At 38.2% G+C, this 24,007-nt stretch carries 25 protein-coding genes; 10 read left to right on the forward strand and 15 right to left on the reverse strand.

The window, feature by feature from the left end; translation table 11 throughout:
- The first annotated feature begins 3 nt into the window (after positions 1-3).
- The 3 genes from thiL (at position 4) to DMP02_RS02055 (ending at position 2,115) form a co-directional block, all read left to right on the forward strand.
- On the forward strand, positions 4-972 hold the full coding sequence (gene thiL / locus DMP02_RS02045) for a thiamine-phosphate kinase (protein ID WP_126322436.1): 969 nt from the start codon (positions 4-6) through the stop codon (positions 970-972).
- Between the two features lie 42 nt (positions 973-1,014).
- A complete protein-coding gene (locus tag DMP02_RS02050) occupies positions 1,015-1,497 on the forward strand; it encodes a phosphatidylglycerophosphatase A family protein (protein ID WP_126322437.1) in 483 nt (160 codons plus the stop codon).
- Between the two features lie 357 nt (positions 1,498-1,854).
- Entirely contained in the window at positions 1,855-2,115 is a 261-nt protein-coding gene (locus DMP02_RS02055; RefSeq protein WP_126322438.1) for a hypothetical protein, read from the forward strand.
- Between the two features lie 380 nt (positions 2,116-2,495).
- Here the strand turns inward: DMP02_RS02055 and DMP02_RS02060 are convergent, their stop codons facing one another.
- The 9 genes from DMP02_RS02060 to sohB form a co-directional block, all read right to left on the reverse strand.
- Complete coding sequence (locus tag DMP02_RS02060) at positions 2,496-2,696, reverse strand: P-loop NTPase family protein (RefSeq protein ID WP_126322439.1); 201 nt, start codon at positions 2,694-2,696, stop codon at positions 2,496-2,498.
- 127 nt (positions 2,697-2,823) lie between these two features.
- Entirely contained in the window at positions 2,824-3,294 is a 471-nt protein-coding gene (gene rlmH / locus DMP02_RS02065) for a 23S rRNA (pseudouridine(1915)-N(3))-methyltransferase RlmH (RefSeq protein ID WP_126322440.1), read from the reverse strand.
- Positions 3,294-3,635, reverse strand: a complete 342-nt coding sequence (rsfS, locus tag DMP02_RS02070) for a ribosome silencing factor (RefSeq protein ID WP_126322441.1) — start codon at positions 3,633-3,635, stop codon at positions 3,294-3,296. The genes rlmH and rsfS overlap by 1 nt, the downstream gene beginning before the upstream one ends.
- 111 nt (positions 3,636-3,746) lie before the next feature.
- Complete coding sequence (gene nadD, locus DMP02_RS02075; protein WP_172593959.1) at positions 3,747-4,418, reverse strand: nicotinate-nucleotide adenylyltransferase; 672 nt, start codon at positions 4,416-4,418, stop codon at positions 3,747-3,749.
- Positions 4,419-4,502: 84 nt separating this feature from the next.
- On the reverse strand, positions 4,503-5,525 hold the full coding sequence (gene holA, locus DMP02_RS02080) for a DNA polymerase III subunit delta (RefSeq protein WP_126322443.1): 1,023 nt from the start codon (positions 5,523-5,525) through the stop codon (positions 4,503-4,505).
- Between the two features lie 6 nt (positions 5,526-5,531).
- Positions 5,532-6,062 carry an LPS-assembly lipoprotein LptE gene (locus DMP02_RS02085; RefSeq protein WP_172593960.1) on the reverse strand — a complete coding sequence of 177 codons (531 nt, stop codon included), beginning with the start codon at positions 6,060-6,062 and terminating at the stop codon, positions 5,532-5,534.
- Positions 6,063-6,072: 10 nt separating this feature from the next.
- Positions 6,073-8,574, reverse strand: a complete 2,502-nt coding sequence (gene leuS / locus DMP02_RS02090) for a leucine--tRNA ligase (protein ID WP_126323481.1) — start codon at positions 8,572-8,574, stop codon at positions 6,073-6,075.
- Positions 8,575-8,735: 161 nt separating this feature from the next.
- Positions 8,736-10,220, reverse strand: coding sequence for an apolipoprotein N-acyltransferase (gene lnt, locus DMP02_RS02095; RefSeq protein ID WP_126322445.1), 1,485 nt, complete (start codon positions 10,218-10,220; stop codon positions 8,736-8,738).
- An 8-nt stretch (positions 10,221-10,228) separates the two neighbouring features.
- Positions 10,229-11,221, reverse strand: a complete 993-nt coding sequence (gene sohB, locus DMP02_RS02100) for a protease SohB (RefSeq protein ID WP_126322446.1) — start codon at positions 11,219-11,221, stop codon at positions 10,229-10,231.
- 850 nt (positions 11,222-12,071) lie between these two features.
- Between sohB and kdsA the strand changes: the two genes are divergently transcribed.
- Genes kdsA through ftsB form a run of 3 tightly spaced genes read left to right on the forward strand, consistent with a single transcriptional unit; the run spans position 12,072 to position 14,528 of the window.
- Positions 12,072-12,905: a 3-deoxy-8-phosphooctulonate synthase gene (gene kdsA, locus DMP02_RS02105; protein ID WP_126322447.1), complete on the forward strand. Its 834-nt coding sequence runs from the start codon at positions 12,072-12,074 to the stop codon at positions 12,903-12,905.
- Between the two features lie 32 nt (positions 12,906-12,937).
- The gene (gene eno / locus DMP02_RS02110; RefSeq protein ID WP_126322448.1) at positions 12,938-14,239 is read left to right on the forward strand and encodes a phosphopyruvate hydratase; all 1,302 of its coding nucleotides are present in this window, start codon (positions 12,938-12,940) and stop codon (positions 14,237-14,239) included.
- Positions 14,240-14,243: 4 nt separating this feature from the next.
- Positions 14,244-14,528 carry a cell division protein FtsB gene (gene ftsB, locus DMP02_RS02115; protein WP_126322449.1) on the forward strand — a complete coding sequence of 95 codons (285 nt, stop codon included), beginning with the start codon at positions 14,244-14,246 and terminating at the stop codon, positions 14,526-14,528.
- A gap of 208 nt (positions 14,529-14,736) precedes the next feature.
- Here the strand turns inward: ftsB and DMP02_RS02120 are convergent, their stop codons facing one another.
- A complete protein-coding gene (locus tag DMP02_RS02120) occupies positions 14,737-15,462 on the reverse strand; it encodes an XRE family transcriptional regulator (protein ID WP_126322450.1) in 726 nt (241 codons plus the stop codon).
- 750 nt (positions 15,463-16,212) lie between these two features.
- On the opposite strand from DMP02_RS02120, the gene DMP02_RS02125 reads away from it, so the two are divergent.
- The 4 genes from DMP02_RS02125 to DMP02_RS02140 are packed head-to-tail and all read left to right on the forward strand — an operon-like array spanning position 16,213 to position 19,575.
- Complete coding sequence (locus DMP02_RS02125; RefSeq protein ID WP_126322451.1) at positions 16,213-16,656, forward strand: helix-turn-helix transcriptional regulator; 444 nt, start codon at positions 16,213-16,215, stop codon at positions 16,654-16,656.
- A gap of 53 nt (positions 16,657-16,709) precedes the next feature.
- Positions 16,710-17,588 carry a hypothetical protein gene (locus DMP02_RS02130; protein WP_126322452.1) on the forward strand — a complete coding sequence of 293 codons (879 nt, stop codon included), beginning with the start codon at positions 16,710-16,712 and terminating at the stop codon, positions 17,586-17,588.
- Positions 17,569-18,609, forward strand: coding sequence for a PAS domain-containing sensor histidine kinase (locus DMP02_RS02135; RefSeq protein WP_126322453.1), 1,041 nt, complete (start codon positions 17,569-17,571; stop codon positions 18,607-18,609). The genes DMP02_RS02130 and DMP02_RS02135 overlap by 20 nt, the downstream gene beginning before the upstream one ends.
- Positions 18,610-18,651: 42 nt before the next feature.
- Positions 18,652-19,575, forward strand: a complete 924-nt coding sequence (locus DMP02_RS02140) for an Rpn family recombination-promoting nuclease/putative transposase (RefSeq protein WP_126322454.1) — start codon at positions 18,652-18,654, stop codon at positions 19,573-19,575.
- A gap of 24 nt (positions 19,576-19,599) precedes the next feature.
- Here DMP02_RS02140 and lolD read toward each other — a convergent pair whose 3' ends face one another.
- The 5 genes from lolD to DMP02_RS02165 form a co-directional block, all read right to left on the reverse strand.
- Entirely contained in the window at positions 19,600-20,295 is a 696-nt protein-coding gene (lolD, locus tag DMP02_RS02145) for a lipoprotein-releasing ABC transporter ATP-binding protein LolD (RefSeq protein ID WP_126322455.1), read from the reverse strand.
- The gene (locus tag DMP02_RS02150) at positions 20,288-21,544 is read right to left on the reverse strand and encodes a lipoprotein-releasing ABC transporter permease subunit (RefSeq protein ID WP_126322456.1); all 1,257 of its coding nucleotides are present in this window, start codon (positions 21,542-21,544) and stop codon (positions 20,288-20,290) included. Before DMP02_RS02150 ends, lolD begins: the two co-directional genes overlap by 8 nt.
- Before the next feature lie 32 nt (positions 21,545-21,576).
- Positions 21,577-22,380, reverse strand: a complete 804-nt coding sequence (locus DMP02_RS02155) for an enoyl-ACP reductase FabI (protein WP_126322457.1) — start codon at positions 22,378-22,380, stop codon at positions 21,577-21,579.
- Positions 22,381-22,391: 11 nt separating this feature from the next.
- Entirely contained in the window at positions 22,392-23,030 is a 639-nt protein-coding gene (gene udk, locus DMP02_RS02160) for a uridine kinase (RefSeq protein WP_126322458.1), read from the reverse strand.
- A gap of 229 nt (positions 23,031-23,259) precedes the next feature.
- Entirely contained in the window at positions 23,260-23,994 is a 735-nt protein-coding gene (locus tag DMP02_RS02165; protein ID WP_126322459.1) for a hypothetical protein, read from the reverse strand.
- Positions 23,995-24,007 lie beyond the last annotated feature (13 nt).

Below are 24,007 nucleotides of genomic sequence, written 5' to 3' on the forward strand. Positions count from 1 at the left end.
AGAATGCTTTCTATTAGCGAATTCGATTTAATTCAACGCTTCTTTAATCAAGAAAAAAATAATCGTGCCGATGTGATACACGGAATAGGTGACGATGCCGCTGTATTACAGCCGCCGGTAGGTCAACAATTAGTAGTGACTACAGATACTTTAGTGGCCGGCCAACATTTTCCAGAAAATACATCCCCCTTTGATATCGGTTATAAATCATTAGCAGTGAACTTAAGTGATTTAGCGGCTATGGGAGCAGAACCGGTTTGGATCTTACTGGTTTTGAGCTTGCCTATGGTGGATAAAGCCTGGCTAAGTGAATTTACCCAAGGATTTTTTTCTTTAATGCATCGTTTTCAATGCCAGCTCGTTGGCGGTGATCTAACGCGTGGCCCTTTAAGTATTACCGTTCAAGCATTAGGATTGATTCCGAATGGCAAAGCGTTGCTGCGCTCCGGTGCGCAAACGGGTGATCGTATTTATGTGACAGGAACATTAGGTGATGCAGGTTTAGCTTTAGCAGATTTACAGAATAAAATTAATGTACTGACACTAGCACAACGTAGTGTTGTGTTAACACATTTGAACCGTCCTGATCCGCGTGTTGCTATAGGATTAGCACTACGAGATATCGCGAATAGCGCTATCGATATATCCGATGGTTTGGCCGCTGATTTGGGGCATATTTTAGCCGCAAGTCATGTGGGTGCAGTTGTTGATATAACGAAACTGCCTATTTCAGATGCATTGCTTGCATTGCCGCTTGAAAAAGCACAGCAATTAGCATTAAGTGCAGGCGATGATTATGAATTATGTTTTACGGTTCCAGAAGCACATGAAAGTGCTTTAAAACAAGCCTTGGAAAAAATCGCTTGTCCTTATACAGCCATTGGTTTTATTACCAAAGAAAGTGGGTTGTTATTACAAGACGAAAATGGAAAATCTTTTCAATTAGAAAAACAAGGCTTTCTACACTTTTAAATCAGATTGTTTATCTTAAAAAGTTTATTAAGAGGAAAAGCTATGCAAAAAGCGCTAGTGAAAAAGGTATTTAGTAATCCTATTTATTTTATTGCTTTTGGCTTTGGGTCAGGATTATCGCCTTTTGCGCCAGGGACTTGCGGAACCTTAGCGGCAATCCCGCTTTACTATTTTATGCAGTCGCTTTCTTTAGTTAATTATAGCCTGATTTTATTGCTTGCTATCTTAATTGGGATTTGGGTTTGTGATGTTACCGAACGTGATATGGGGATTCATGATTACTCGGGTATCGTTTGGGATGAGGTATGTGGATTTGGCCTTACGATGTGGGCAGCGCCTAAAGGATGGTTATGGATTGCCATTGGTTTTTTCTTGTTTCGTTTATTTGATATTGTAAAGCCTTGGCCTATCGCTTGGATGGATCGAAAATTACCCAGAGGTTTTGGTGTCATGGTCGATGATTTAATGGCGGCGGTCTATGCTTGGATAGCCTTGCACGGTATTTCCTATTTTTTCTTTTATTAAACTTCTTGCATAACACAACTAAATTTCAAAAATATAAATGCGGGCAATTAAATTAAATGGGAGTCAAAAGCGTTTCCTTCGGGTTCCATACTTGTTAGCAATGATTCTAAATCATTTGAGGATAGAGATTACATTCTCATTAAAAACTCACTTTCTGGTATGCACTTAGGAAAAATCTATATTTAAGTACAGTTCGCAATTTTATTACTCACCATCCAAAATTCTGTTCTGTTCTCAATGCGTAAGTCCTATTTATAATAATAGTAATTTTAATAAAAGTAAGTTGTAAAATAAAATAATTAATTTTTTTTCTATATGTTTCCATAAATTAAAGATTTTTATAAAAAAGAGGATAGTATGCTAAGTATTTTGGATCCGGCTATTTTTTATGATGACAATAAATGGAGAGTTAAGATCGACCCAAAATATCTAAATAGTATTCCCTATGGTGGCGCTCGAACTTTTTTTGAAAATTATCCTTCAAAAAGGCTGCCTGAATATTTAAAAGAAGATCGGCAAGGCCAGCTGTTTGATGAGTTTAATCGTTGTCCAGACGAATTTTATAAGAGTGAGCGTTTTAATCTGAAAAAATTTAAATTTACTGACGAAGTTTACTGAAGCTAGCACACCTACTTTAAAAAAAGTGTTAGAAAAATCTAAACTCAAAGAACTCAATGAGCTTATAGAGGGTGAACTAAAGAGGCGACAAAATAGGGTTTCTTTGCGTTCCGAAAATGAAACCAGAAGCTCAACCACTTCAGGTACCGTCTTGGTTTTTTGAGTTAGCGTCGGAAAAGGCGTCTGAGATAAGAAGCGAAAAAACTGTTAAGATTAAATTTCAATAAGCAACCTTGTAAGAGAACGATTTTTTAATAATATTAAATCGTTTCACTTTAATCCAGGTGGTACTTATCCACCACAATAAACGCGACTAATTTATTGTGGTGCAAGTTTTAGTTTTGGTGATTAAAATCTATGCTAATGTGTTGGCTAGATTCTCAATCATAATAAATCGCATCAAGCTGTTTTACATCTTGCAATTTTTTATTATGTGAAATAAACAATACGCGATTTGCAATTTTATTGATAAAATATCGATCATGACTGACAAAGAGCAGGGTGCCAGTATAGTTTCGTAACGCAGTCGCCAATGCATCGCTAGCTTCGGTATCGAGGTGATTGGTAGGTTCAAATATCAATACGTTCGGCGATTTCAGGACAAGCTTGGCTAGTCAGGATTAGTTTTTCCCTGGATGGCGACGGCCTTGGCTGTGTTTCGGCCTCCCTATATGACGGGGTTTCTATATTTTTGTAGTGTGCAGAGGTTTATTCACGGTGATAAGGATGATTGTTCAGTATACTCCAGGCGCGGTAGAGCTGTTCGAGCATAATAATTCGTACCAGCGGATGAGGGAGGGTTAAGGGAGAAAGTGACCAACGATGACTAGCCTTATTTAAGCAATCTGAACCTAGGCCATCTGGGCCACCGATTAAGAAGCTTACATCTTCGCTGTCTGATTGCCATTGTTGTAATGTTTCTGCGAGTTGCTTGGTATTCCATAGTTTCCCTCTTTCATCCAGCGCAATGATTTTCGAATGCTTAGGAATAGCGGCGAATATTTTTTTTTCTTCTTCTACTATCAATGAAGGAATATGACTCGTTTTGCCGCGTTTGCTGGGTGGAATGCTGATTAATTCAAACTTATATTCAATGGGTAAGCGTTTTTGATAATTTTCAAAACCTTCACTTACCCACTCCGGCATGCGGGTTCCAACAGCAATTAAACGCAGTTTCATTAAATGGGGTTGCCCCAGAGCTTTTCTAGATTATAGAATTCACGAACATTAGGTAACATAATATGAACGATCGCATCGACTAAATCGATTAATACCCATTCACCTTGTTGTGCACCTTCCACGCCGAGGATAGTAATTCCTTTTTGTTTAGCGGCTGTTACAACATATTCCGCTAAAGTTTTAACATGACGGTCAGAATTACCCGTACAAATAATCATGAGATCGGTAATGCTGGTAACGTCGCTGACATCCAGTACCGTGATATCTTTTGCTTTATGATCTTCCAGCAAAGCAATGATATCTTTTTGGATGATAGATTTATTTGATGATGTGTGTGTCATAGATTTACTCATAGCAATAAAATTTTTGGCAAGGCGCCGCGAAAATGAAGCCACCGAAATGTATACAAGATACATGAGGATGGCGAGTTGAGCGGGAACGCTGCCAAAAATTCAAGTGCGAAGAGTATATAGCTTTTGTTCCAGAATGTAATCAAGCACGGAGCTAGGTAATAAGCCAGTGGGCATTGAACCCTGTGCTATTGCTGCTCGAATGGCTGTCGATGAAATAGCTAACGGTTTTACAGTAGCCATGAATAAAAGTCCAGCTGGCTGCTGTAATAATAAAGCGGGATCATGGGTTTGATGCTTTTTTATCAGATCTTGGATAGTGTCATTATACGTGGCAGTACAGCCAATTCTCGGCACGATCACCAGATGTGCGCTTTGAATCAAGGCGGTCCATTCATGCCAATGGTTTAAATGCGCTAAATTATCACGGCCTAAAATAAGTGCTAAAGGATTTTCTTTAAACTCTTTACGTAAAGACCGGAGAGTGTCTATCGTATAAGAAGGTGTGCTGCGTTTTATTTCGCGTTCATCGATTATAAAATGTGGATAAGATACTAGTGCACGCTGTAGCATAGTGAGTCTTTGTTGTTCATTAGCAATGGCTTTTTTGCCAAGTAGAGGATTTTTACAAGGGATAAAACGGATTTCTTGACAATGCAATTGTTGTTGCAGCGCTTGTGCAATGTGTAAATGACCGCAATGGATAGGATCAAATGTTCCACCTAAGATGCCTATACTCTTGGCACTTGAATTTTTGTCTGTGTTCCCGCTCAATTCGCCATCCTCATGTATGTTGTATACACTGCGGTTGCTTCATTTTTGCGGCGCCTTGACAAAAATCCTATTGCTGTAAGTATATCACAAGGGTTTTATGCCTGCTAATTGAAGGCTTAGTTGTTGTAATGCATGCCAGATATTGCCTGAGATAACACCTTTTATAATGCGATCGCTTTGGGTAGCAAGTTTTAATAGTGTATACCAGTGGGTAAGAGAGTGACGCTGTAAAGCTTGCTGAAATAAAGGTTGGCGTTTTTCCCAGATATGATGCGTTTGAAAAAGTGTTCTTAAATTTTGTCCTTTGGCTAATTGAAAGGCTAACGAGGCTAATTGTCGACATTCTCGGCTGAGTGACCATAAGATTAATAAAGGTTCAACCCCTTCTTCTCTGAGCCGATTTAAAATTCGCAAGCAACGTTTCGCTTCACCTTGTAGTGCTGCATCTGTCAGTTTAAAAGGATCGAAACGTGCATTATCCGAAAGCGCTTGCATCATCGCTTCCGGTGTAATGATGTGCTGAGTGTCTGATGCAAAATATAAGCTGAGTTTTTCAATTTCTTGTGCGCTAGCTAATAAATTTCCTTCTGTGGCTGAAATAAGATACTGAATTGCTTCTTTTTCTGCTTTTAAGCCTAAGCTGGCTAAACGTTCTGTGATCCATCGTGAGAGTTGGGCCTGTTCCATCGGCCATAGCGCCATAAAAACACCGACACTATCAATACTTTTAAACCAAGTGGTTTGCAGTAAGCGGCGATCTAATTTTCCTGTAATAACCAGTAAAAGCTTATTGGCGGGTGGATCGCTTGCATAGGTTTTAAGCGTTTGTGCCGCCGATTCAGAAACACCTTGTAAAAGATGTAACTCTAAAATTTGTTTTTCTGAAAATAAGCCATAATTGTTAGCATGGGTGAGTAGTGTGTGCCAATTAAAACCAGATTCGGCATAGAATACTTCACGCTCAGAAAAACCTTGTTTTTTTGCGCTGTTTCGGATGCTATCACAGGCCATTTGTACGAGCAGAAGTTCTTCGCCACTGACAAAATAAATCGGTGCTAATGGCTTCTTCTCTAATAGCGTGTTCAATTGTTCATAGCGCAATTGCATGAGATATTACCTGGAAGGCATTTGACAGAATTTTCTATACAGTGCGGGGGAGGATAATCGTGTTATCAGTTGTTGAATAGCATCACGCTGCATATCCTCTTGTAAATCATTTTGTGTATTGAGATCGCCACTCAATTGGTTTGAAGTAATTGAGAAATTACGTGTAACAAGAATATGTTGTGGCAGCAATAAAATATGGTGTTGTCTATCCGTTAGCTGAAAGATGACGGTATAGGAAAGAAGATAAGTCGTTGTTTGGCCTGCATTGCCTAAACTGGTAATCGTTCGGTTAAAGTTCTGTGACAGAATTTGTAATGTCACAGGCGCCGGCGGCGATACACGCGTATCAATCCCTAAGCTATTTAATGTTTGGCGTAATGCTTTATTAAAATTGCTGTAAGGTGAGCTCGATTGCAAATAAAGCGTGTGAAAGGGGATTGTTTGGCCTTCTCTATAACCACGTAATTGAAAACCACAGCTATTTAATGTCAATAGAATGATAAGCAGGCAAAAAAAATGATAAAGACGAATATTCATAAAAACAGACTTATATAACGATATTAACAAGCTTTTTAGGAACAACAATAATTTTTTTAATCGCTTGGTTTTCAGTATAGCGTTTAATATGAGGATTATTGAGGACGGCCGTTTTAATCGTTTCCTCATCAGAATGAGTTGCTAAGGATAAACGCGCGCGTAGTTTACCATTAATTTGTACCACCCATTCTATTTCTTCCATCGTCAAGGCATCCGCGGCTACCTTGGGCCAGGTTGCTTTTATAATTAAGCCTTTAAACTGCAGTGCTTGCCATAGAGTATGGGTAATATGCGGTACGATGGGTGCAAGCAAGCGCAATAGAATACTTAAGCCTTCTTGTAGCAGTTGTTTTAGACTCTGGTGAGAAGTTTCAGAGGGAGAATGCAGTGATTGCCCAGCAGCTTGTAATAGATTTAATAGTTTCATACAGCCAGCAATGACGGTATTGAATTGTTGTCGTTCGTAATCATGTTTGGCAAGTTGAAGAATTTCATAGATTTGTCGTCGTAAATTCCGCTCTTCAATCGGTGTACGTGCCCAATCAATAGGATGAACGAGGTTTGTTTCACAGGCTTCATTCAGTTCATGTAGCCAAGTATGTGTGTAAACAAAGGCCCAAAGTCGTTTTAAAAAACGATAAGCACCCTCCACGCCAGCATCGGACCATTCTAATGATTGTTCAGGCGGGGCTGCAAACAAACTAAAAAGGCGTAAGGTGTCACTGCCGTATTTTTTTATTAATGCTTCCGGATCAACCGTGTTTCCTTTTGATTTAGACATTTTGGCGCCGTCTTTAAGAACCATGCCTTGTGTCAATAAGCGTGTGAAGGGCTCGTTGGAATTAAGTAATTCAATGTCGCGTAATGCTTTATGAAAGAAACGTGCATATAAAAGATGTAAGACAGCATGTTCAATGCCCCCCACATAGTGGTCAACAGGTGTCCAATATTTAGCCCTGTCATCTAACATCGCTTTATCTTGAGTAGGGCAAGCAAAGCGTGCGTAATACCAAGAAGATTCTACAAAGGTATCAAAGGTATCTGTTTCTCGGGTTGCAGCTTGTTTACATTGTGGACAGGTCGTTTGGTAAAACTCGGGCATTGCCTTTAAGGGAGAACCAACACCGCTTAACTGAACTGACTCAGGCAAGATGACGGGTAGATCTTTTTCAGGAACAGGCACAGCACCACAGTCATTACAGTAGATAATGGGAATCGGTGTGCCCCAATAGCGTTGGCGTGAGATACCCCAGTCACGTAATCGATAGTGTGTTTTAGGGGTTGCTAACTCATGTTTTATTAATAATTCAGAAATAGCCGTGGATGCTTTTTCTGAAGTTAAACCAGTGAAGGGTCCTGAATTGATTAATTGGCCTGATGTAACCAAGGGTCCTTGATGATAATCATGTGGTTTTTTATTCAGAGATTCTATGACGGGAAGAATAGGTAGTTGGTATTTTATGGCAAACTCAAAATCCCTTTCATCATGGGCAGGAACACCCATGATGGCGCCACATCCATAATCTGTTTTTACAAAGTTAGCAATCCAAATAGGTAATGCTTCGCGTGTCATAGGGTGGAGTGCTGTGATGCCACTGGCGATACCTTGTTTTTCTAAGGTAGCGCTGGCCGCTTCTGAAACAGGTACATGTTGATACGAATCAATAAATTTTTGTACTTGTGGGTTGTGTTCCGCAGCGTAGCGTGCAAGTGGGTGTTGTGGTGAAATAGCTAAAAAAGAAGCGCCAAATAACGTATCAGGCCGTGTAGTGAAAATTTCAATTGATGTTAATTGTGGATCATTAATCAAAAATTGAATAGCTAAACCCGGTGATCGGCCTATCCAATGGCGTTGCATCGCTTTGACTTCTTCAGGCCATCCTTCTAAGGATTCAAGACTATTTAAAAGTTCATCCGCATAAGCAGTAATCTTTAAAAACCATTGTGGAATTTCTTTACGTTCAATTAATGCGCCCGAGCGCCAGCCGCGACCATTAATAACCTGTTCATTCGCTAAAACGGTTTGGTCTACCGGATCCCAATTGACCACTGAATTTTTTTTATAGACGAGCGCTTTTTTAAGGAGCTGAATAAAAAACCATTGTTCCCAACGATAATAATCTGGCTTACAGGTGGTAATTTCACGGCTCCAATCGAAGCTAAGTCCGAGTTGCTTAAATTGAGTACGCATGTGATCAATATTGCGATAGGTCCAATCCGCTGGTGCGACACCGTGTTTAAGTGCAGCATTTTCTGCAGGTAAACCAAATGCGTCCCAGCCAATAGGGTGCAGAACATTTTTACCGAGCATGCGTTGATAGCGCGCAATGACATCGCCTAATACATAATTTCGTACATGGCCAACGTGTAAGGTACCACTGGGGTAGGGAAACATAGAAAGACAATAAAATTTTTCTTTATTGAGATCTTCTATGACTTTAAAACATTCATGTTCGTGCCAAAATTTTTGTACTTCAGCTTCTATCACGTTAGCTTGATATTCTTCTTGCATCATTCGCTAGTTACCTTGTTATTTCCTGTTTTCATTCGCGACGGCTTCGTAGATATTACTCACAGCAATTGGATTTTCGACTAGGCACCACAAAGATGAGCAACCTTCATTCCTGTGGAGTATATGAGGATTGCGAACTGAGTGGTCGCACAGTCGAAAATTCAAGTACGAAGAGTGTAAGCGTAACATAAGATGATTAATCCTACTAAAAACATAATACTCGGGCCATCGCCGAACTTGACCCAAGGTGTTGTGCCTGACAACGCATAAACAGTGCCCGTTAATGTACTGGTTTTGAACGATGGAAGTTGTGCTTGAATATTTCCTTGGGGCGTAACGATCGCCGTCATGCCGGTATTACTTAAAAATAGCAGATAACGACCCGTAGCCAAGGCTTGAAACTGGCCAATTTGTAGATGTTGAGCCAAGGCAAATGAATGGCCAAACCAGGCATCATCATTAATGGTGAGTAATAATTGTGCCTTAGGAAGGGCTTCTCGGACAAGGCTAGGGTAGGCAATTTCATAGCAAATAAAGGTGCCAAGATTGACGTCTGCTACTTTAAATGTAGTTTGGTTTGGTGGTCCAGGCGAAAAGCTAGACATAGGGATGTCCAATAAATTCAATAGGCCTTGAGCCCAGGCGATCCACCACGGTAAATATTCTCCAAAGATCACCAGGCGTTGCTTGTAATACTGCGCATGGTCTACACCCACTGCCAGCATACCATTGTAGTATTGAAATCCCTCTTGAATAGGAATACCTGTAATGAGGGTTACGCCGTGTTGTTTTGCTTCTTTATCAAGCTGATTTAGAAAGGGACGAGCATTGTGTTGCAAGATGGGGATAGCGGCTTCTGGCCAAATAATAAGACGACTATGCCAATGAGCTTGGGTTAATTGATTATATTTATCTAACGAAGTTTGAGTATATTGTGGGTCCCATTTTATTTCTTGTGGGATGTTAGCCTGAATAAGGCTGACCTGTATAGGTTGACCGACTACTCGTGTCCAATGAATAAAGTTTAATCCATAACCCACGATCCAAAGTACAATCAATAGGAGTAAGGGCAATAAGCGTTTTTTTTCTTTCTCGATTATTATACTTACTAACAAGGCTGAACTAAGTGTGACTAAAAAAGTAACGCCGAGCCCTCCTATCAGTGGTGCATAGCCAGCCAATGGCGAATTGATTTGGCTGGTGCTCAATAATAGCCATGGGAATCCTGTCAATATCCAACTCCGAACCCATTCATTTAAGGTCCAAAGACTAGGGAAAATCAAATAGCGTTTGATTCTATTGTTATCAGGAAAAAAGCGATTTAGAAAATAACCTTGTAATCCTGTGAATAGTGCCAAGATAAAAATGAATAGTCCGGTGATAAACAATGATAATAAAATCGACGTATTACCAAATACGTGAATACTGATGAAAACCCAAGAGACACCGACAGAAAAAAAACCAATACCAAAAAATAAACCAATAAAAAAACTGCGTCGGGGTGTGCAGTTTAACCACAGTAATAATAATAAACCGGGGCAAATGATGGCCAAGGGATACAGTGCAAGCGGTGCAAAGGCCAGTGCTAACAGCCCTCCAATGATGAGCGCGAGTCCTTCCTTAAAATAAGGTTTAATTGAATTCATAAAGAAATTTATTTAAACCAATCTAAATGGCTCGTCATATGTGTTAGCTTTTCGCTCAATTTATCGGCGACTGATTTTTTCATGAGGAATTTTAACTCATAAATATCAGCATGGTTGCTGCAAGCTTGATTCATTAAATAATCATCGCTGGTGATGAGTTCATCGACTAATTTTAGTTCAAGCGCATCCTTGGCAAGCCAATGAGCACCCGTGGCGACTTGGGTTATGTTAACTTGTTTTCTATTGGCTTCGATAAACTGTTTAAATAAACGATGAATTTCTTCAAGATCCTCTTTAGTTTTTTCACGTGCTTTTTCAGTATTTTCACCAAACATAGTTAAGGTACGTTTGTATTCGCCGGCGGTTAGTAATTCAAAATCAATATCTCTTTTTTTTAAGAAGCGGTGGAAGTTCGGTAATTGCGCAACAACGCCAATAGAACCAATAATAGCAAAAGGGGCGGCTAGAATTTTATCTGCAACGCAGGCCATTAAATAGCCGCCACTCGCAGCAATTTTATCGATAGAGATGGTTAGAGGAATTCGTTTGTTTTTTAAGCGTTGTAATTGTGAGGCAGCTAAACCGTAGGGAGAAACCATGCCGCCACCGCTTTCTAATTTCAATACGACTTCATCTTGTGGCGTAGCGACTTGGAGAATAGCCGTGATTTCTTCGCGTAATCCGCAGACAGCGGAGCCTTTAATGTCACCTTGGAAGTTTAAAACAAAAATATGCTTGTTTGCTTGTTTGCTTTGTTTTTTGAGTTTGATTTTTTTTTCTTTTGTTATCTTCTTTTTTGCAGATTTAGTTAGAATTTCTGCATTGAGTACATCAGCGAACTCTTGGTACTTAGTATTGAGTTTGTTAATACAGAGTTTAAGCCGTGCTTGTTCTTTTGCCTTGCGTGCAATGGCAAATAGGCCAGCGGCAAGTATTAAAATAGCGAGTACCAGCGTGCTGAGTTTTAATAAAAATTCACTATATTGCAGAAGGAATGACATGTGACACTTCCAAAGGGTATGAGAATAAATGAAGAGATTATCTAATGAAATGTGGGGTTTGTCATGTTATTCTGCAATTTTGTATTCATAGACGCTAGTGAGATGGGGCACTTGGAAGCTTAGTATTACTTTCCAAGTGCTATGAAACGATGCATTACGGATGTATTAATTGGTTCTCATGATAGGGAGCGCTCGACTGTGAGGTATTTGATCGGTTGATTTTTTGGGTTGCAAAAAAGCTAAAATGAGAAAAGGCTGATGCATAGTAAAGGAGATACTTAGATTCTTTTCCGCTAATGTTTTTCTGCTTATATCGGGGAGTGAGGTAAAAAATAAAAGATTATTTTGCGTTGTAGGCGCATCAATTTTCTTTATTCTCTTATGCGATATTTTCTTTCTTAAATTTTTTGGCTTGATTTTTCTTATTTTATTTATTGTTCTTCTGTTACTTGAAAGTGAGTGTGTTTTTTTTTATGTTTTTCCTTAGATATAGTGGTTTCTTTTTCTGATAGATTCATTTTTACTGCCTTATTTTTCTGTTTTAATTTTTATTAGCTTTAATAAATATTTTGCGAATATTGATTAATAATGTTCATGCTTTAAAAACGAAGCGTTAAAGTGTTACTGAACAGCGCTATCATCACATAGTGGGATTAAGGAAAGCTTAGGTACTAGCACTTAATGAGAAAGGCGTGATGCTTTTCTTCAAAGTTTCAGCCAGCTAGGAAAGTAAAAAAGTTTTGTGTCGCTTTGTATTGGTGATGCGCCGTCAACGCTGGATCTTATAGGTATAGGAACAAACCCAAATTAACTGTAAACTAGGGGTTTTATAGCTAATGATGATTATTTTATGAAGTTGCTTGATTTTGAGATAGGCTTAGATAAACCCTTATTTTTGATAGCAGGTCCCTGCGTCATTGAAAGTGAACAATTAGCGATGGATACGGCAGGGCAACTCAAGGAAATAACCCAACGATTGAAAATACCTTTTATCTATAAATCTTCGTTTGATAAGGCTAATCGTTCTTCCAGTGAGAGTTTTCGGGGATTAGGCATAGAAGAGGGATTGCGTATTTTAGAAAAGGTAAAGAAAGCATTACAACTTCCTATCCTCACCGATGTTCATGAGGATACGCCTTTAAGCGAAGTGGCCAGTGTGGTTGATGTGATGCAAACGCCAGCATTTTTATGTAGACAAACTAATTTTATTCAAAATGTGGCAAAACAAGGGTTAGCTATCAATATCAAAAAGGGTCAATTTCTTTCCCCATGGGAAATGTCTAACGTCGTGAAAAAGGCGCGTGAGGTTAGCGAAGGCGTCATCATGGTTTGTGAAAGAGGCGTTTCTTTTGGGTATAACAACCTTGTTTCAGATATGCGCTCACTTGCTGTCATGCGAGAAACAGCTTGCCCAGTCGTATTTGATGCAACACATTCTGTGCAGTTGCCTGGAAAAGAAGGTGGGCGAAGTGGTGGTCAACGGGAGTTTATACCCGTTTTAGCGCGTGCCGCGGTTGCAGTCGGTATTGCCGGACTCTTTATGGAAACCCATCCTAATCCTGAAAAAGCATTAAGTGATGGGCCTAATGCGTGGCCTTTAGGTAAAATGGAAGCACTATTGGAAACACTAAAAGAATTAGATCAACTTGTTAAGAAAACGATGTTGATAGAAACAACTTTATAATCCGTTAAATTATTACTTGGCTTTTATAAAATATGTCAAAAATTAAATCTATCACTGCGTATGAAATTTTAGATTCACGCGGAAACCCAACCATTGAAACTGAATTAGTTTTAGTTTCAGGCGAAAAGGTAAGTGCTTGTGTTCCTTCGGGTGCTTCCACGGGCTCCTTAGAAGCGTTGGAGCTAAGGGATAATGATTCAAACCGTTATCAGCGAAAAGGTGTTTTAAAAGCAGTTCATCATGTTAATAGCATTATTCAAAAAAGGTTGATAGGAAAAGAGGTTGATGATCAGGAGAACTTAGATAAAGAAATGATAGCTTTAGATGGTTCGCCGAATAAAGAAAATCTAGGTGCTAATGCGATTCTATCGGTTTCCTTAGCGATTGCTAAAGCAGCGGCTTTAAATCGAGGTCAAGAATTATATGAATATTTAGCTAGCTTGGCTGCTCACCCATCGAGTGAAAAGTTTATTATGCCTGTTCCGATGATGAATATTATTAATGGGGGAGCGCATGCGGATAATAATCTTGATATTCAAGAGTTTATGGTCTTGCCTATAGGTGCTTCTTCTTTTAGCGAAGCGCTACGTGCCGGTGTAGAAATTTTTCAGGCCTTAAAAACATCGCTTAAGAAAAAAGGTTTTAATACCAATGTGGGGGACGAAGGCGGTTTTGCGCCTGATTTGCGATCACATAGTGAAGCGATTGACTGTATTTTAGAAGCGATTGTGCAAGCGGGTTATACAGCAGGTAAAGATATTTATTTAGGTTTGGATGCGGCCAGTACGGAATTTTATAAAGAAGGAAAGTATTGTTTAGAGAATAAAAAATTAAATCAAGAAGAATGGATTGCTTATTTAGAAAATTTAGCTAAACAATATCCTATCATTAGCATTGAAGATGGCATGGCCGAAGCAGATGAAGCTGGTTGGGTAGCATTGACACAACGATTAGGCAAAAAGGTACAGCTGGTCGGTGATGATTTATTTGTAACAAACCCCACTTTATTTGCGCAAGGGATTCATAAGAGATTGGCGAATGCTATTTTGATTAAATTTAACCAAATTGGAACCTTAAGTGAGACATTGCAGGCTATTGCGCTTGCAAAAAAAGCTAACTATGCGGCTATTATTTCTCACCGTTCGGGTGAGACTGAAGATACGACGATTGCAGATTTAGCAGTGGGTACCGGTGTGGGTCAGATTAAAACAGGATCAGCGTGTCGCACCGATCGTGTGGCTAAATATAATCGTTTATTACGTATTGAAGCTAGTTTGAAAGAAAAATCGATTTATGCTGGAGCTTCGACTTTTTCCCGATTTTTAAATGGCTAAAACCATGAAACCTTTTATCATTATTCTAACCGTACTTTTTTTAGTGTTGCAATATAAATTATGGTTTGAAAAAGACGGCTTTTGGCGAGTGCAGCGGCTTAAGCAAGAGATTGCAAAGCAAACGCAAGAAAATTTGCAGCTAAGTCAACGTAACGAAACCTTAGTGGCAGAAATTAAGGATCTTAAAGTAGGTAAAGCCGCATTAGAGGCGCATGCACGTAATGATTTAAATATGGTAAAGCCAAATGAATTATTTTATCTTATTGTCGACAAGGATAAAAAAAAGTAGCGTTATCTACCAGAGTCTACACGCGAAAAATATTGTTGACAGAAGAGATAAGAGGAATGGATCCTGGCTTTCGCCAGGATGACGCGGAATAATTAGAAGGATAAATGGCAGAGGCTATTCTCTCAAGGTCGTCGTCCTGCGGCTTGACCGCAGGATCCATAATAAGAAAGGAGAAAATTATCAAACATTTGCTATGGTGAAAGCCTATTTAAAACTTGCTGGGCTTCCAAATCCGAATGATCGGTGCTAGGGCATTGATTTTGATATTTCTTAAGGGCGGAAATTCTAAAGAAGCTTCAGGATTAATAACATAGAGATCAAAACTATTCGTCGCTTGACCAATTCTAACCCGTCTTACTTCCAATGTGTTTTTTTCGGTTTCAACAATACAGTCTATACCATTTGCAAGCTCCATATTTTTCCCAGTCAATTTTTTCCCGGCGACTATATCGCCTTTGCAATAAAGAGGCAGCATGCTCTCATTGTTAATGAGATAAGCAAGATTATCAGGATGAATGCTTTGAAATAAATTAAGTTCTTCTTTGATTCTTCCAGATAGGTAGCCAGAATCCTCTTCACGGATTATTTGCGGTGAAGTTTCAATCGAAGGGTAATTAATTTTAGAAAGTTTACTGGGGTCAGTAATTTTAGGCTGTGTGCCTAAACCCGATAAGAGCCATATCGTTGAACATTCAATACCTTCTTCGCGCAAGGCTTTAATAACTTTTTTCGCGCCTCGTTCTGTAATGCTGCTATAACCTTGTTCCCAATAATTAATGGTCGTTAATCCTAGGTTACATAGTTGTGCAAATTCCTTCATTGAAAGACGTGTCATTTTACGTAAAAACCTAAGACGACGCGCCCGTTCTTGAATTTCTAAAGGGATTTCAATTTTATTTTTTTCTTTGTTATGTGTATTAATTTTCTTATCCATGGCATTACCAAATTTGACAATACATATCCGCTTAGATAAAATTTAATCTGTTTTAAAGACAGATAAGATTAAATGAAGGCCAACGCTGCTGGTTGGATGAAGTATTACTTTAAGCATGGTGTTTATCTTTAATTTAAATGGATTGAAGGAAACCTCTAAAAACTGTTAAGCAAAAATGGTGTTTATTACCTATTAATTTTTTGTTTTTTTAGAGTGGTAATAATTTTCTTTTATTCATACAGGTAACTGGAAAGTTAAGCACTATTATAACGAATAGGCCCCTCAAAGAAATAGTGTATAACTATTTGATAAAAAAGGGTATTTATTCATTGTGCTTTACCCAAGATAAGGTCTTTTTTTATGGGCTTGCAAACCCATAGGACTAAGCGTTTTTTTTAAATCTTCATCGATAGCTTGACAATAATAAAAAGAGGAAATTTTATGCTACCGACTCACTCTGAAAATCCCGATGTGTTCGCTTATCTCAACAGCTAAACAGAGTGGGAGTAGAATAAGATGTCTGTATCCAGCTCATATGAAGGGTCTGAGCAAAACAAATTAGTTTCTGAAAAATTTAGCAGTTATCTGCTGTTAGATTTCTGCGCAAGTTATCTGGAATTACATCTAAGCTTTTATCTCTTTAGAATACCTTTATCTAAACAAAACAAGGACATGAGATGCTTTCTAATCTCTTATTTGTAGCATGTATCCAATGCACTGTTAATTGCTATCAACTATACAGGGATTGATATGGTTATTAGCAAAAGAGAAAAAGATGCGGTATGGAACAATGTTTTTGTACGGGAAGGAGATTACTATAGTTCTTTAGCGGAATTATCTTTATTAAATAAGGACATTCGAAATCCTTCTTTTTTGCAGCTTAGAATAGAAACATTGTTTTTAGCACATAAATATCCAAAGAGTTCTATTTTTTTAACTAAGTTTTCAGAACAAGAACTTGGTTGTCTGCTTTTAGCAGCTTGGGGATTTGAAATAGGAGAAACAGCAGAAATACTTGGACTTAAGGAGGATAGTATCAATAAGTGTCGGGCAAATATTTCTAAAAAATTAGGGACTAGGAATATTCCTCACTCGGTTTTTATAGCAACCCAGGCAGGAATTTTAACGTTTGATAACGTTGATTTTATTCTTCAACCTAAAAATAAAACCACTCAACACATTAAAAAAATATAAAGATTAACCAGGGTTATATAAACAGTAACTATAATAATAGGAGATAGGATGCTATGTTACCAATCATAAAATTAAGAGGCCATTTACATACTTCATCTGGGAAATATGCTTCAGCAGTAAGCATCATTAGTCTTGATCAAAGTCATCAACAAGGTATTGAATTTGAAGCATTTTGTTTGGCCATCAATGAGCAACATGAAAAAGGAAATATTTCTAAGTTGACGATTATCGAAACAGGTTATTTGAAAAGGCATTATTTAAGGCTTGATAAAAATTATTGTATAACGAGCGAGGCAGATGCAGCGGCCATTCAATTGGGGAAAAATTGGGTAAAAGAGCAACTATCCTCCTTGCATTTATTAAAGATGCCAGTTGAAATTCTTTCCTGGCAAGAGATTATTGATTCGGATTTTTTATCAAAAGTTAAAAATGATTCTATCTCAGATAATATTTTTATCGGTCATATTAAGACGCTAGCTGAAAAATATGCTGAAAAACTTGAAGTTAAATATAATCCAAATGGATTGGCAAGTATGAAGGAAGCTTGTTTAAAAGCAGCTCGAGCTTATTTAGTAGAAGAATCAAGCATTATTGCCGGGTTAAAACGTCGTGGGTTTGATTTCCAGCTTTATCCTGGAAATAGGAATGCTGCATTACGTTATATTGCTAAAAAATATTTTAGTGGTACTCAATCTATTCCTTGGATAAGGTATGACATCAAATATCCGTCTTTAGAGCTTAAGGAAAAAAAATTAAATCCCTCTGCCAGTCTATTTTTTGAAAAAGCTGATGCTTCGACTCAAGAAACAAAAAATAAAATTGTAGAATTACTTTCTTCATTACTTAATGAAGAAAAGTTTTATTTTCTTACAGAACAATTAAATAAATTAGAACAAAGTGCAAGGATAGCCAATGAAAGAGATATTAAATGAGAATTTATTAGAGTTATATGAGCCTATCATCAAGAATTACATTTATAAAGAACTGCCCATAAACATTTTTGTTTCAAACAAAGACGGATATATTGTATGGGGAAATAGTCGAGTAATAGGTACATTAAACGAAACAAAAGAAACATTTATGGGAAAACATCTTTCGACGTGGGGAGATGAAAATTGGAATAACTGTAAAAAAGTGATTGAAACAGGTCATGAATATACAGAAGAAGAAATAGGACTTGATAACCACATCTATTTAACCACTAGAAAACCAATTCCAGTTGAAAATGGATGTGATATTGCTGGGGTCATAGGGCTTTCTCTTGATATTACTGATAGAAAACAAGCTGAAATGACTAAATGTGAATTTTTGATGAACATGGGTCATGAACTACGGACGCCATTCTGTGGGATTATCACGGTATTGGAATTACTTTATGGAAAAGAAGAAGATTTAAAGAAGAAGAGTTTGCTAGAAATGAGTTTGTATTCTAGTAAACGCTTACTGAAATTTATGAATGATATTCAAGAAGTATCACGGCTAGGTCATCTACCATTGGATGAAGAACTCTGTAATATGAAAGAAATGCTAGCAAATATCATATTATTTTTAATGCCTACGACAGAGATGAAAAAATTAGAAATTGAAGCTTCTTGTACGGGCAAAGAAACCATGATTAATCGCTACCGAATTGAGAAAATTTTACTGAATTTAATGGGAAATGCAGTTAAGTTTACAGAGCAGGGGACTATTACTGTTTCCATAAAAATCTCGTCTATGTTGACTATTGTTGTCAGCGATACAGGCATAGGAATTGATAAAAAACATCATGAGAAAATATTTGAAAATTTTTTTAAAGTCGTTGCGTCCTATAAAAAAGACGAGTATGCAGGTATTGGAAAAGGACTTTACTTAGTTAAAAGGTATACTGAAGAATTGCAAGGTAGTATTAGTGTTCAAAGTGCATTAGGCAAGGGTTCTGTTTTTACGGTAATGATTCCTACTAGGAGATGACTCCCTAAATTTGTGCCGAAAGAAGAATAAGGGTAAATAAGAATGTCAGTGACCATTCATCAGCCGCATGACAAATTAGCGAAATATTCACTCACAGATAAAAAAATTGCCATTGATTTTCTTAAAAAGAATCTACCTGCTAAAATTTATGCACGAATTGATATTGTAACATTAGAACTGACGGATAAAAGTTTTATTACATCTCAATTTAAATCGTTCCATGCTGATATTATTTATCGGTGCCAAATGGGTGGGAAAGAAGGGTTTATTTTCTTTTTGATAGAGGCTGAATCCAGTGCTAAAGATGAACTCATCGCCTTTAGAAAGCTTCAATACATTATAGGGGCTATGGATCAACACCTTCGGCAAGGACATAAAAAATTACCTATTATATTACCCATCTGTGTATATAACGGCTCAACTTCTCCTTATCCTTATTCTTGTGATGTATATGATTGTTTTAATAATCCTGAGTTTGCCAGAGAGATAGCTTTCAAGCCATTTATCTTGATTGATTTAACTATCTTATCGGATGAGGAGATCGCACAGCATGGCTTAGCGGCTCTTATGGAGATGTTACTCAAACATAGCCATGCAAAAAACTTTGTAGCCCGACTGAAGAAAAGTCTAGGGCTCATTAAAGATAACCTTAGCCAATTCGATAAAGGATACCGAGAGTTTGTGATAAAATATATCCTCAATGAGACACGGGATGAGGCGCCAGATGCGCTTAAACAACTTATTGATACACTGAATATTATTTTCCCTAAGGAGAAAAACCTTATTATGACATTTGCACAACAACTTCAGCAGCAAGGCTTGCAACAGGGCTTGCAACAAGGTGAATACCGTATACAGATTGCTATAGCTAAAAAGCTTATAGTCCAAGGCAAGTCAGTTCAATATGTTCAGGACCTAACGGGTCTGTCAGAAAATGAAGTGATGAATTTAGTCAATAGGCATTAAAACCAAAGCAAAATCAATTTTAGTTTAAATAGAGATTAATTGCCCATCGTTCATCTGTAAGATACGATCCATGCGACTCGCGAGCTTTCGGTCGTGCGTTACAATAATAAGACTTGTGTTAGAAGCTTCATTTAATTCGAGTAGTGTTTGATAAACTTGTTCTGCGGTATGGCTATCCAGATTACCAGTAGGCTCATCCGCTAAAATACATAGCGGATCGTTGACCAAAGCTCTTACAATAGCTGTGCGTTGACGTTCTCCACCCGAAAGCTCGCCTAATTTATGCTGCTGCCGTGCCAATAGCCCCACTTTTTTTAGCAAAGCTAAGGCTTTCTTTTCTGCTACTAGCGGATTAACATCGGCTAATAATAAAGGGATGCAGGTATTTTCTAATACCGTAAACTCAGGTAGTAAATGATGAAATTGATAAATAAATCCTAGATAACGATTTCTTAAATGGCTGCGTTTTACTTCGCTCAGAGTAGCAAGATCATGTCCGGCTAGAGAAACTTGACCGCTGCTAACTTGATCAAGGCCGCCAAGTAGGTGAAGTAGTGTACTTTTTCCTGATCCGGAGGGACCCACGATAGCAATGCGCTCACGCGCTTGAACTGAAAAGTTAATCGATTTTAATACTTCTACATACAGCGAACCATCGTGAAATGTTTTTGTTAGATTGGTGCAAGCGAGAAGGGGCTTGTCTGTATTGAGATTACTCATAACGTAAAGCCTCGGCCGGTGCTGTTTTAGAGGCCTTTAATGCAGGATAAATCGTGGCTAATAAACTCATGCCTAAAGCGGCAAGGCAAATATGTAATATATCGGAACCTTCTATTTTAGAAGGTAGTTTATCGACAAAGAAATAAACATTAGAAGCCAGAATTTCAGTATGAAAAACAGAATGTTCTAAAAAGCTAACAATATCACTGGCATAAAAAGCAAGCAGTGTGCCGGCGATGAGTCCTATTAAGGTGCCTACTAAACCAATAATACAACCCTGAACCATAAAAATACCTAGAATGGTACGCGGTGTTGCGCCTAGTGTGCGTAAGATAGCGATATCGGATTGTTTATCCGTCACGACCATCATTAAAGAAGAAACCAGATTGAAAGCTGAAATAGCGATTAATAAGAGTAAAATGAAAAACATCATCTTTTTTTCTAAACCAATCGCATACATCAAGCTACCATAGGTGTTTGTCCAATCGTTGATTTGATAAGAAGGGGGCAATTGTTTGGAAAGCGCCAGTGAAACTTGGGGTGCAGCATACAGATCATCTAGTTTAAGTCGCAACCCGGTCACACCTTGGCCTAATTGAAAAAGGGTTTGTGCATCTTGCAGTGCAATATAAGCCATATTACTTTCAAAACCAAAGCTGCGTCCTACGCGAAAAATACCGCTAACCGTAAATGTTTTAAAACGCGGCATGATACCGGCTGGCGTTAAAGCAACACGCGGCGTGATAACATTCACTTTATCGCCAATATCCATGCCGAGTTGTGTCGCCAGTTCTTCACCTAGCACAATATTGTAATGGCCTGGCAACAAATTAAAATTACCCTCTACTATTTTGCTGGGTATTTCCGAAACTTGTTTTTCTTGCTCAGGATTGACGCCAGTGAGCAGAATAGGATGAGGTTGTCCAAGGTTAACCAACATGCCTTGTCCTTCCACAAAAGGGGCTGCTGCTTTTACATGTGTTTGTTTTAATGCGAACTGTTTTAATGCACTGGTATCAGAAAGTGCTTGACCATTCGTAGCACTAATAGCCACTTGTGTTGCCATGCTAAAAATACGGCTACGAATTTCTTCATCAAAGCCATTCATTACCGATAAGACCGTGATCAGTACCGTAACACCTAAAGCAATCCCTATCATTGAGGTTAATGAAATAAATGAAATAAAATGGTTGCGTCGTTTAGCGCGGGTGTAACGCAAACCAATATATAAAGCGATAGGACGGAACACGTGGTAGACCTAAGTAATAAGGATTAAAAACATTAAGCCGGCGTATTTTCACCCATGGAAACAATCGCATGAAAGCCGCCGTCAACATGAACCACTTCACCAGTAATACCAGACGCTAAGTCAGAACAGAGGAACGCAGCGGTATTCCCGACTTGTTCTATGGTTGTATTTTGGCGTAATGGTGTAACAGCTTCATTATAGTTAAGGATTTTTTTAAATTCTGCAATACCCGAAGCGGCCAATGTGCGAATAGGTCCGGCTGAAACAGCATTGACGCGAATCTTTTTAGGGCCCAAGCTGTTAGCTAAGTAACGGACATTTGCCTCTAAGCTCGCTTTGGCTAAGCCCATAATATTATAATTTTGCAGTGCTTTTTCTGCACCCAGATAACTGAGTGTTAAAATAGCGCCACCCTGGGGCCTATCTTTCATGAGTGGAAATGCCGCTTTGGCTAAACCCACTAAGCTGTAACTACTAATATCATGCGCAATTCTGAAGCCTTCACGATTAGTATGTTCTAAATAATCACCTTTAAGTTGATCCGCTGGTGCATAGGCTACGGAGTGGACTAAGATATCTAATCCATCCCAATGTTTGCCTAATGCCTTAATAAGATTTTCAATTTCCTCATCGCTGCTTACATCACAGGGGAATACCAGTTCGGAATTAAAATCATTTTTTGCCATTTTGCTAACGCGTTCTTTTAGTCTTTCGCCTTGGTAAGCAAATGCTAAGCTCGCGCCTTCACGATACATCGCTTTAGCGATGCCATAGGCAATCGATCGATCGCTGGCTAATCCAACGATTAAAGCACGTTTATTATCAAGTAAGCCCATGAGATTTCTCCTTAATTTTTTTCACTAAAATCAATTAATAATTCACGTATTTTTGCTTTGATCATGTCAATAGCAATTCTATTTTCGCCGCCGCGCGGGATAATGATATCAGCATAATGTTTAGAAGGCTCGATGAATTGTGAATACATAGGCCGAACAGTGGCTTGATATTGGGCTAATACCGACTCCATTTCTCTTCCCCTCTCAATGACATCACGTTTAATACGCCGAATTAAGCATATATCTAAAGGGGTATCCATATAAATACGGATATCCATACGTTCTCGCAGTGCAAGCTCAGCGAAGAGCAAGATGCCTTCTAAAACGATAATGGAATGGGGGCCCACGCAGCGAGTTTGTTGTTCACGAATATGCAGGGTATGGTTATAGATAGGAATTTCAACAGATTTTCCAGCTTGTAATTGCTTTAAATGATTAATTAATAGGGCATGATCAAATGCATCGGGGTGGTCATAATTAACCTGAGCACGTTCTTCAGGAGTAAGGGCGCTGTTATTCTTATAATAGGAGTCTTCAGCAATAACGGCTACTTGTTCCGAGCCTAACTCTTTTACAATGGTGTGGGCCAATAAGCTTTTTCCTGAGGCCGAAGCACCGGCGATGCCAATGATGATACAGCGCTGTGTCATAGAAATAATAGTTCCTAAAATTGACTTGTAAGTTAACAGGTTTTTTTTAAAGGTAAATTAGTAGCTTATTATTCTATTTATTCTATTGATAATAACTTACATGAGAATTTCAAATGACTATCTTTCCAAAACCCAATCTTCAGTTAGTTTATGTGTCTGATATCGAACCTTCGGCAGTGATAGGGCGTATTTTTTAAAGACACATGAGAATAATTTGAACCGTTAGTCCTTAACTCCTGAGGGAAGCATGTAAATTATTAGCTTGAGCATCAGGACTTGAATTAAAATTAACACGCCGATCTTTATGATGCATTAATTCAAAGTAGTTTTCTAATACCCACTTAAATTCTTTTTTTGTAGGCTCATCTGCTATTTTAAGCAAGTGTTCATTGACAAGATCATCCATTTTTGCTTTTAATAAGCCAATATGTTTACGTTGAGACATGGTGAGTGGGTTTTTCATAAACAAAAAACACCTATCAATAAGAGCATGTCTTCTAAAATAGTGAGTTTCGCTTATTTTCTTGTAGCAAAGTTCAAGAAGCGTCAGTTTATCAGCTAAGGAATCTAGATTATTACAGGCGTTTTCAACTTTGGCTTTTGTTAACTGACTACCCTGGTGGATACTTTTAAACTCCGCTTCTAACTGTGTAAATTCACAGTAAACTTTTTCTTTGTTTGTAGTAAATTTGGAATTAAGATAGCTATGTAGTACGGCTCGGAAGGCTGTATTTCCCTCAATTAATATTTTGTCATTGAATTTAAGTACTGTTTTACCTTTGAGTTCTTTATGATTACTTTTCTCGAATTTTAAATCATTCGTTAATGTATCACCTATAGCATCAATGAGTTTAGTTGTTTTTTGATAAGTTGTTTTTGAAAGATCACAGAAAATGCGGTACTTAAGGCTAAATAACTTAGCATTGTCAGGCGCATTGCCTACTACCTTAATGAAGGCTCGCATTTGTTGAATAGCA

The sequence above is a fragment of the Candidatus Rickettsiella viridis genome, from assembly GCF_003966755.1.
Classification (GTDB): Bacteria; Pseudomonadota; Gammaproteobacteria; order Diplorickettsiales; family Diplorickettsiaceae; genus Rickettsiella_B; species Rickettsiella_B viridis.

Excerpts from the sequence above, each read along its gene's own strand:
- DMP02_RS02165 (WP_126322459.1), bottom strand. The coding sequence starts at position 23,994 with ATGCGAGCCTTCATTAAGGTAGTAGGCAATGCGCCTGACAATGCTAAG.
- kdsA (WP_126322447.1), top strand. The coding sequence starts at position 12,072 with ATGAAGTTGCTTGATTTTGAGATAGGCTTAGATAAACCCTTATTTTTG.
- DMP02_RS02120 (WP_126322450.1), bottom strand. The coding sequence starts at position 15,462 with ATGGATAAGAAAATTAATACACATAACAAAGAAAAAAATAAAATTGAA.
- DMP02_RS02050 (WP_126322437.1), top strand. The coding sequence starts at position 1,015 with ATGCAAAAAGCGCTAGTGAAAAAGGTATTTAGTAATCCTATTTATTTT.
- DMP02_RS02055 (WP_126322438.1), top strand. The coding sequence starts at position 1,855 with ATGCTAAGTATTTTGGATCCGGCTATTTTTTATGATGACAATAAATGG.
- ftsB (WP_126322449.1), top strand. The coding sequence starts at position 14,244 with ATGAAACCTTTTATCATTATTCTAACCGTACTTTTTTTAGTGTTGCAA.
- leuS (WP_126323481.1), bottom strand. The coding sequence starts at position 8,574 with ATGCAAGAAGAATATCAAGCTAACGTGATAGAAGCTGAAGTACAAAAA.
- DMP02_RS02125 (WP_126322451.1), top strand. The coding sequence starts at position 16,213 with ATGGTTATTAGCAAAAGAGAAAAAGATGCGGTATGGAACAATGTTTTT.
- rsfS (WP_126322441.1), bottom strand. The coding sequence starts at position 3,635 with ATGACACACACATCATCAAATAAATCTATCATCCAAAAAGATATCATT.
- sohB (WP_126322446.1), bottom strand. The coding sequence starts at position 11,221 with ATGTCATTCCTTCTGCAATATAGTGAATTTTTATTAAAACTCAGCACG.
- DMP02_RS02130 (WP_126322452.1), top strand. The coding sequence starts at position 16,710 with ATGTTACCAATCATAAAATTAAGAGGCCATTTACATACTTCATCTGGG.
- holA (WP_126322443.1), bottom strand. The coding sequence starts at position 5,525 with ATGCAATTGCGCTATGAACAATTGAACACGCTATTAGAGAAGAAGCCA.
- eno (WP_126322448.1), top strand. The coding sequence starts at position 12,938 with ATGTCAAAAATTAAATCTATCACTGCGTATGAAATTTTAGATTCACGC.
- DMP02_RS02085 (WP_172593960.1), bottom strand. The coding sequence starts at position 6,062 with ATGAATATTCGTCTTTATCATTTTTTTTGCCTGCTTATCATTCTATTG.
- DMP02_RS02135 (WP_126322453.1), top strand. The coding sequence starts at position 17,569 with ATGAAAGAGATATTAAATGAGAATTTATTAGAGTTATATGAGCCTATC.
- rlmH (WP_126322440.1), bottom strand. The coding sequence starts at position 3,294 with ATGAAACTGCGTTTAATTGCTGTTGGAACCCGCATGCCGGAGTGGGTA.
- udk (WP_126322458.1), bottom strand. The coding sequence starts at position 23,030 with ATGACACAGCGCTGTATCATCATTGGCATCGCCGGTGCTTCGGCCTCA.
- thiL (WP_126322436.1), top strand. The coding sequence starts at position 4 with ATGCTTTCTATTAGCGAATTCGATTTAATTCAACGCTTCTTTAATCAA.
- DMP02_RS02140 (WP_126322454.1), top strand. The coding sequence starts at position 18,652 with ATGTCAGTGACCATTCATCAGCCGCATGACAAATTAGCGAAATATTCA.
- DMP02_RS02155 (WP_126322457.1), bottom strand. The coding sequence starts at position 22,380 with ATGGGCTTACTTGATAATAAACGTGCTTTAATCGTTGGATTAGCCAGC.
- lolD (WP_126322455.1), bottom strand. The coding sequence starts at position 20,295 with ATGAGTAATCTCAATACAGACAAGCCCCTTCTCGCTTGCACCAATCTA.
- lnt (WP_126322445.1), bottom strand. The coding sequence starts at position 10,220 with ATGAATTCAATTAAACCTTATTTTAAGGAAGGACTCGCGCTCATCATT.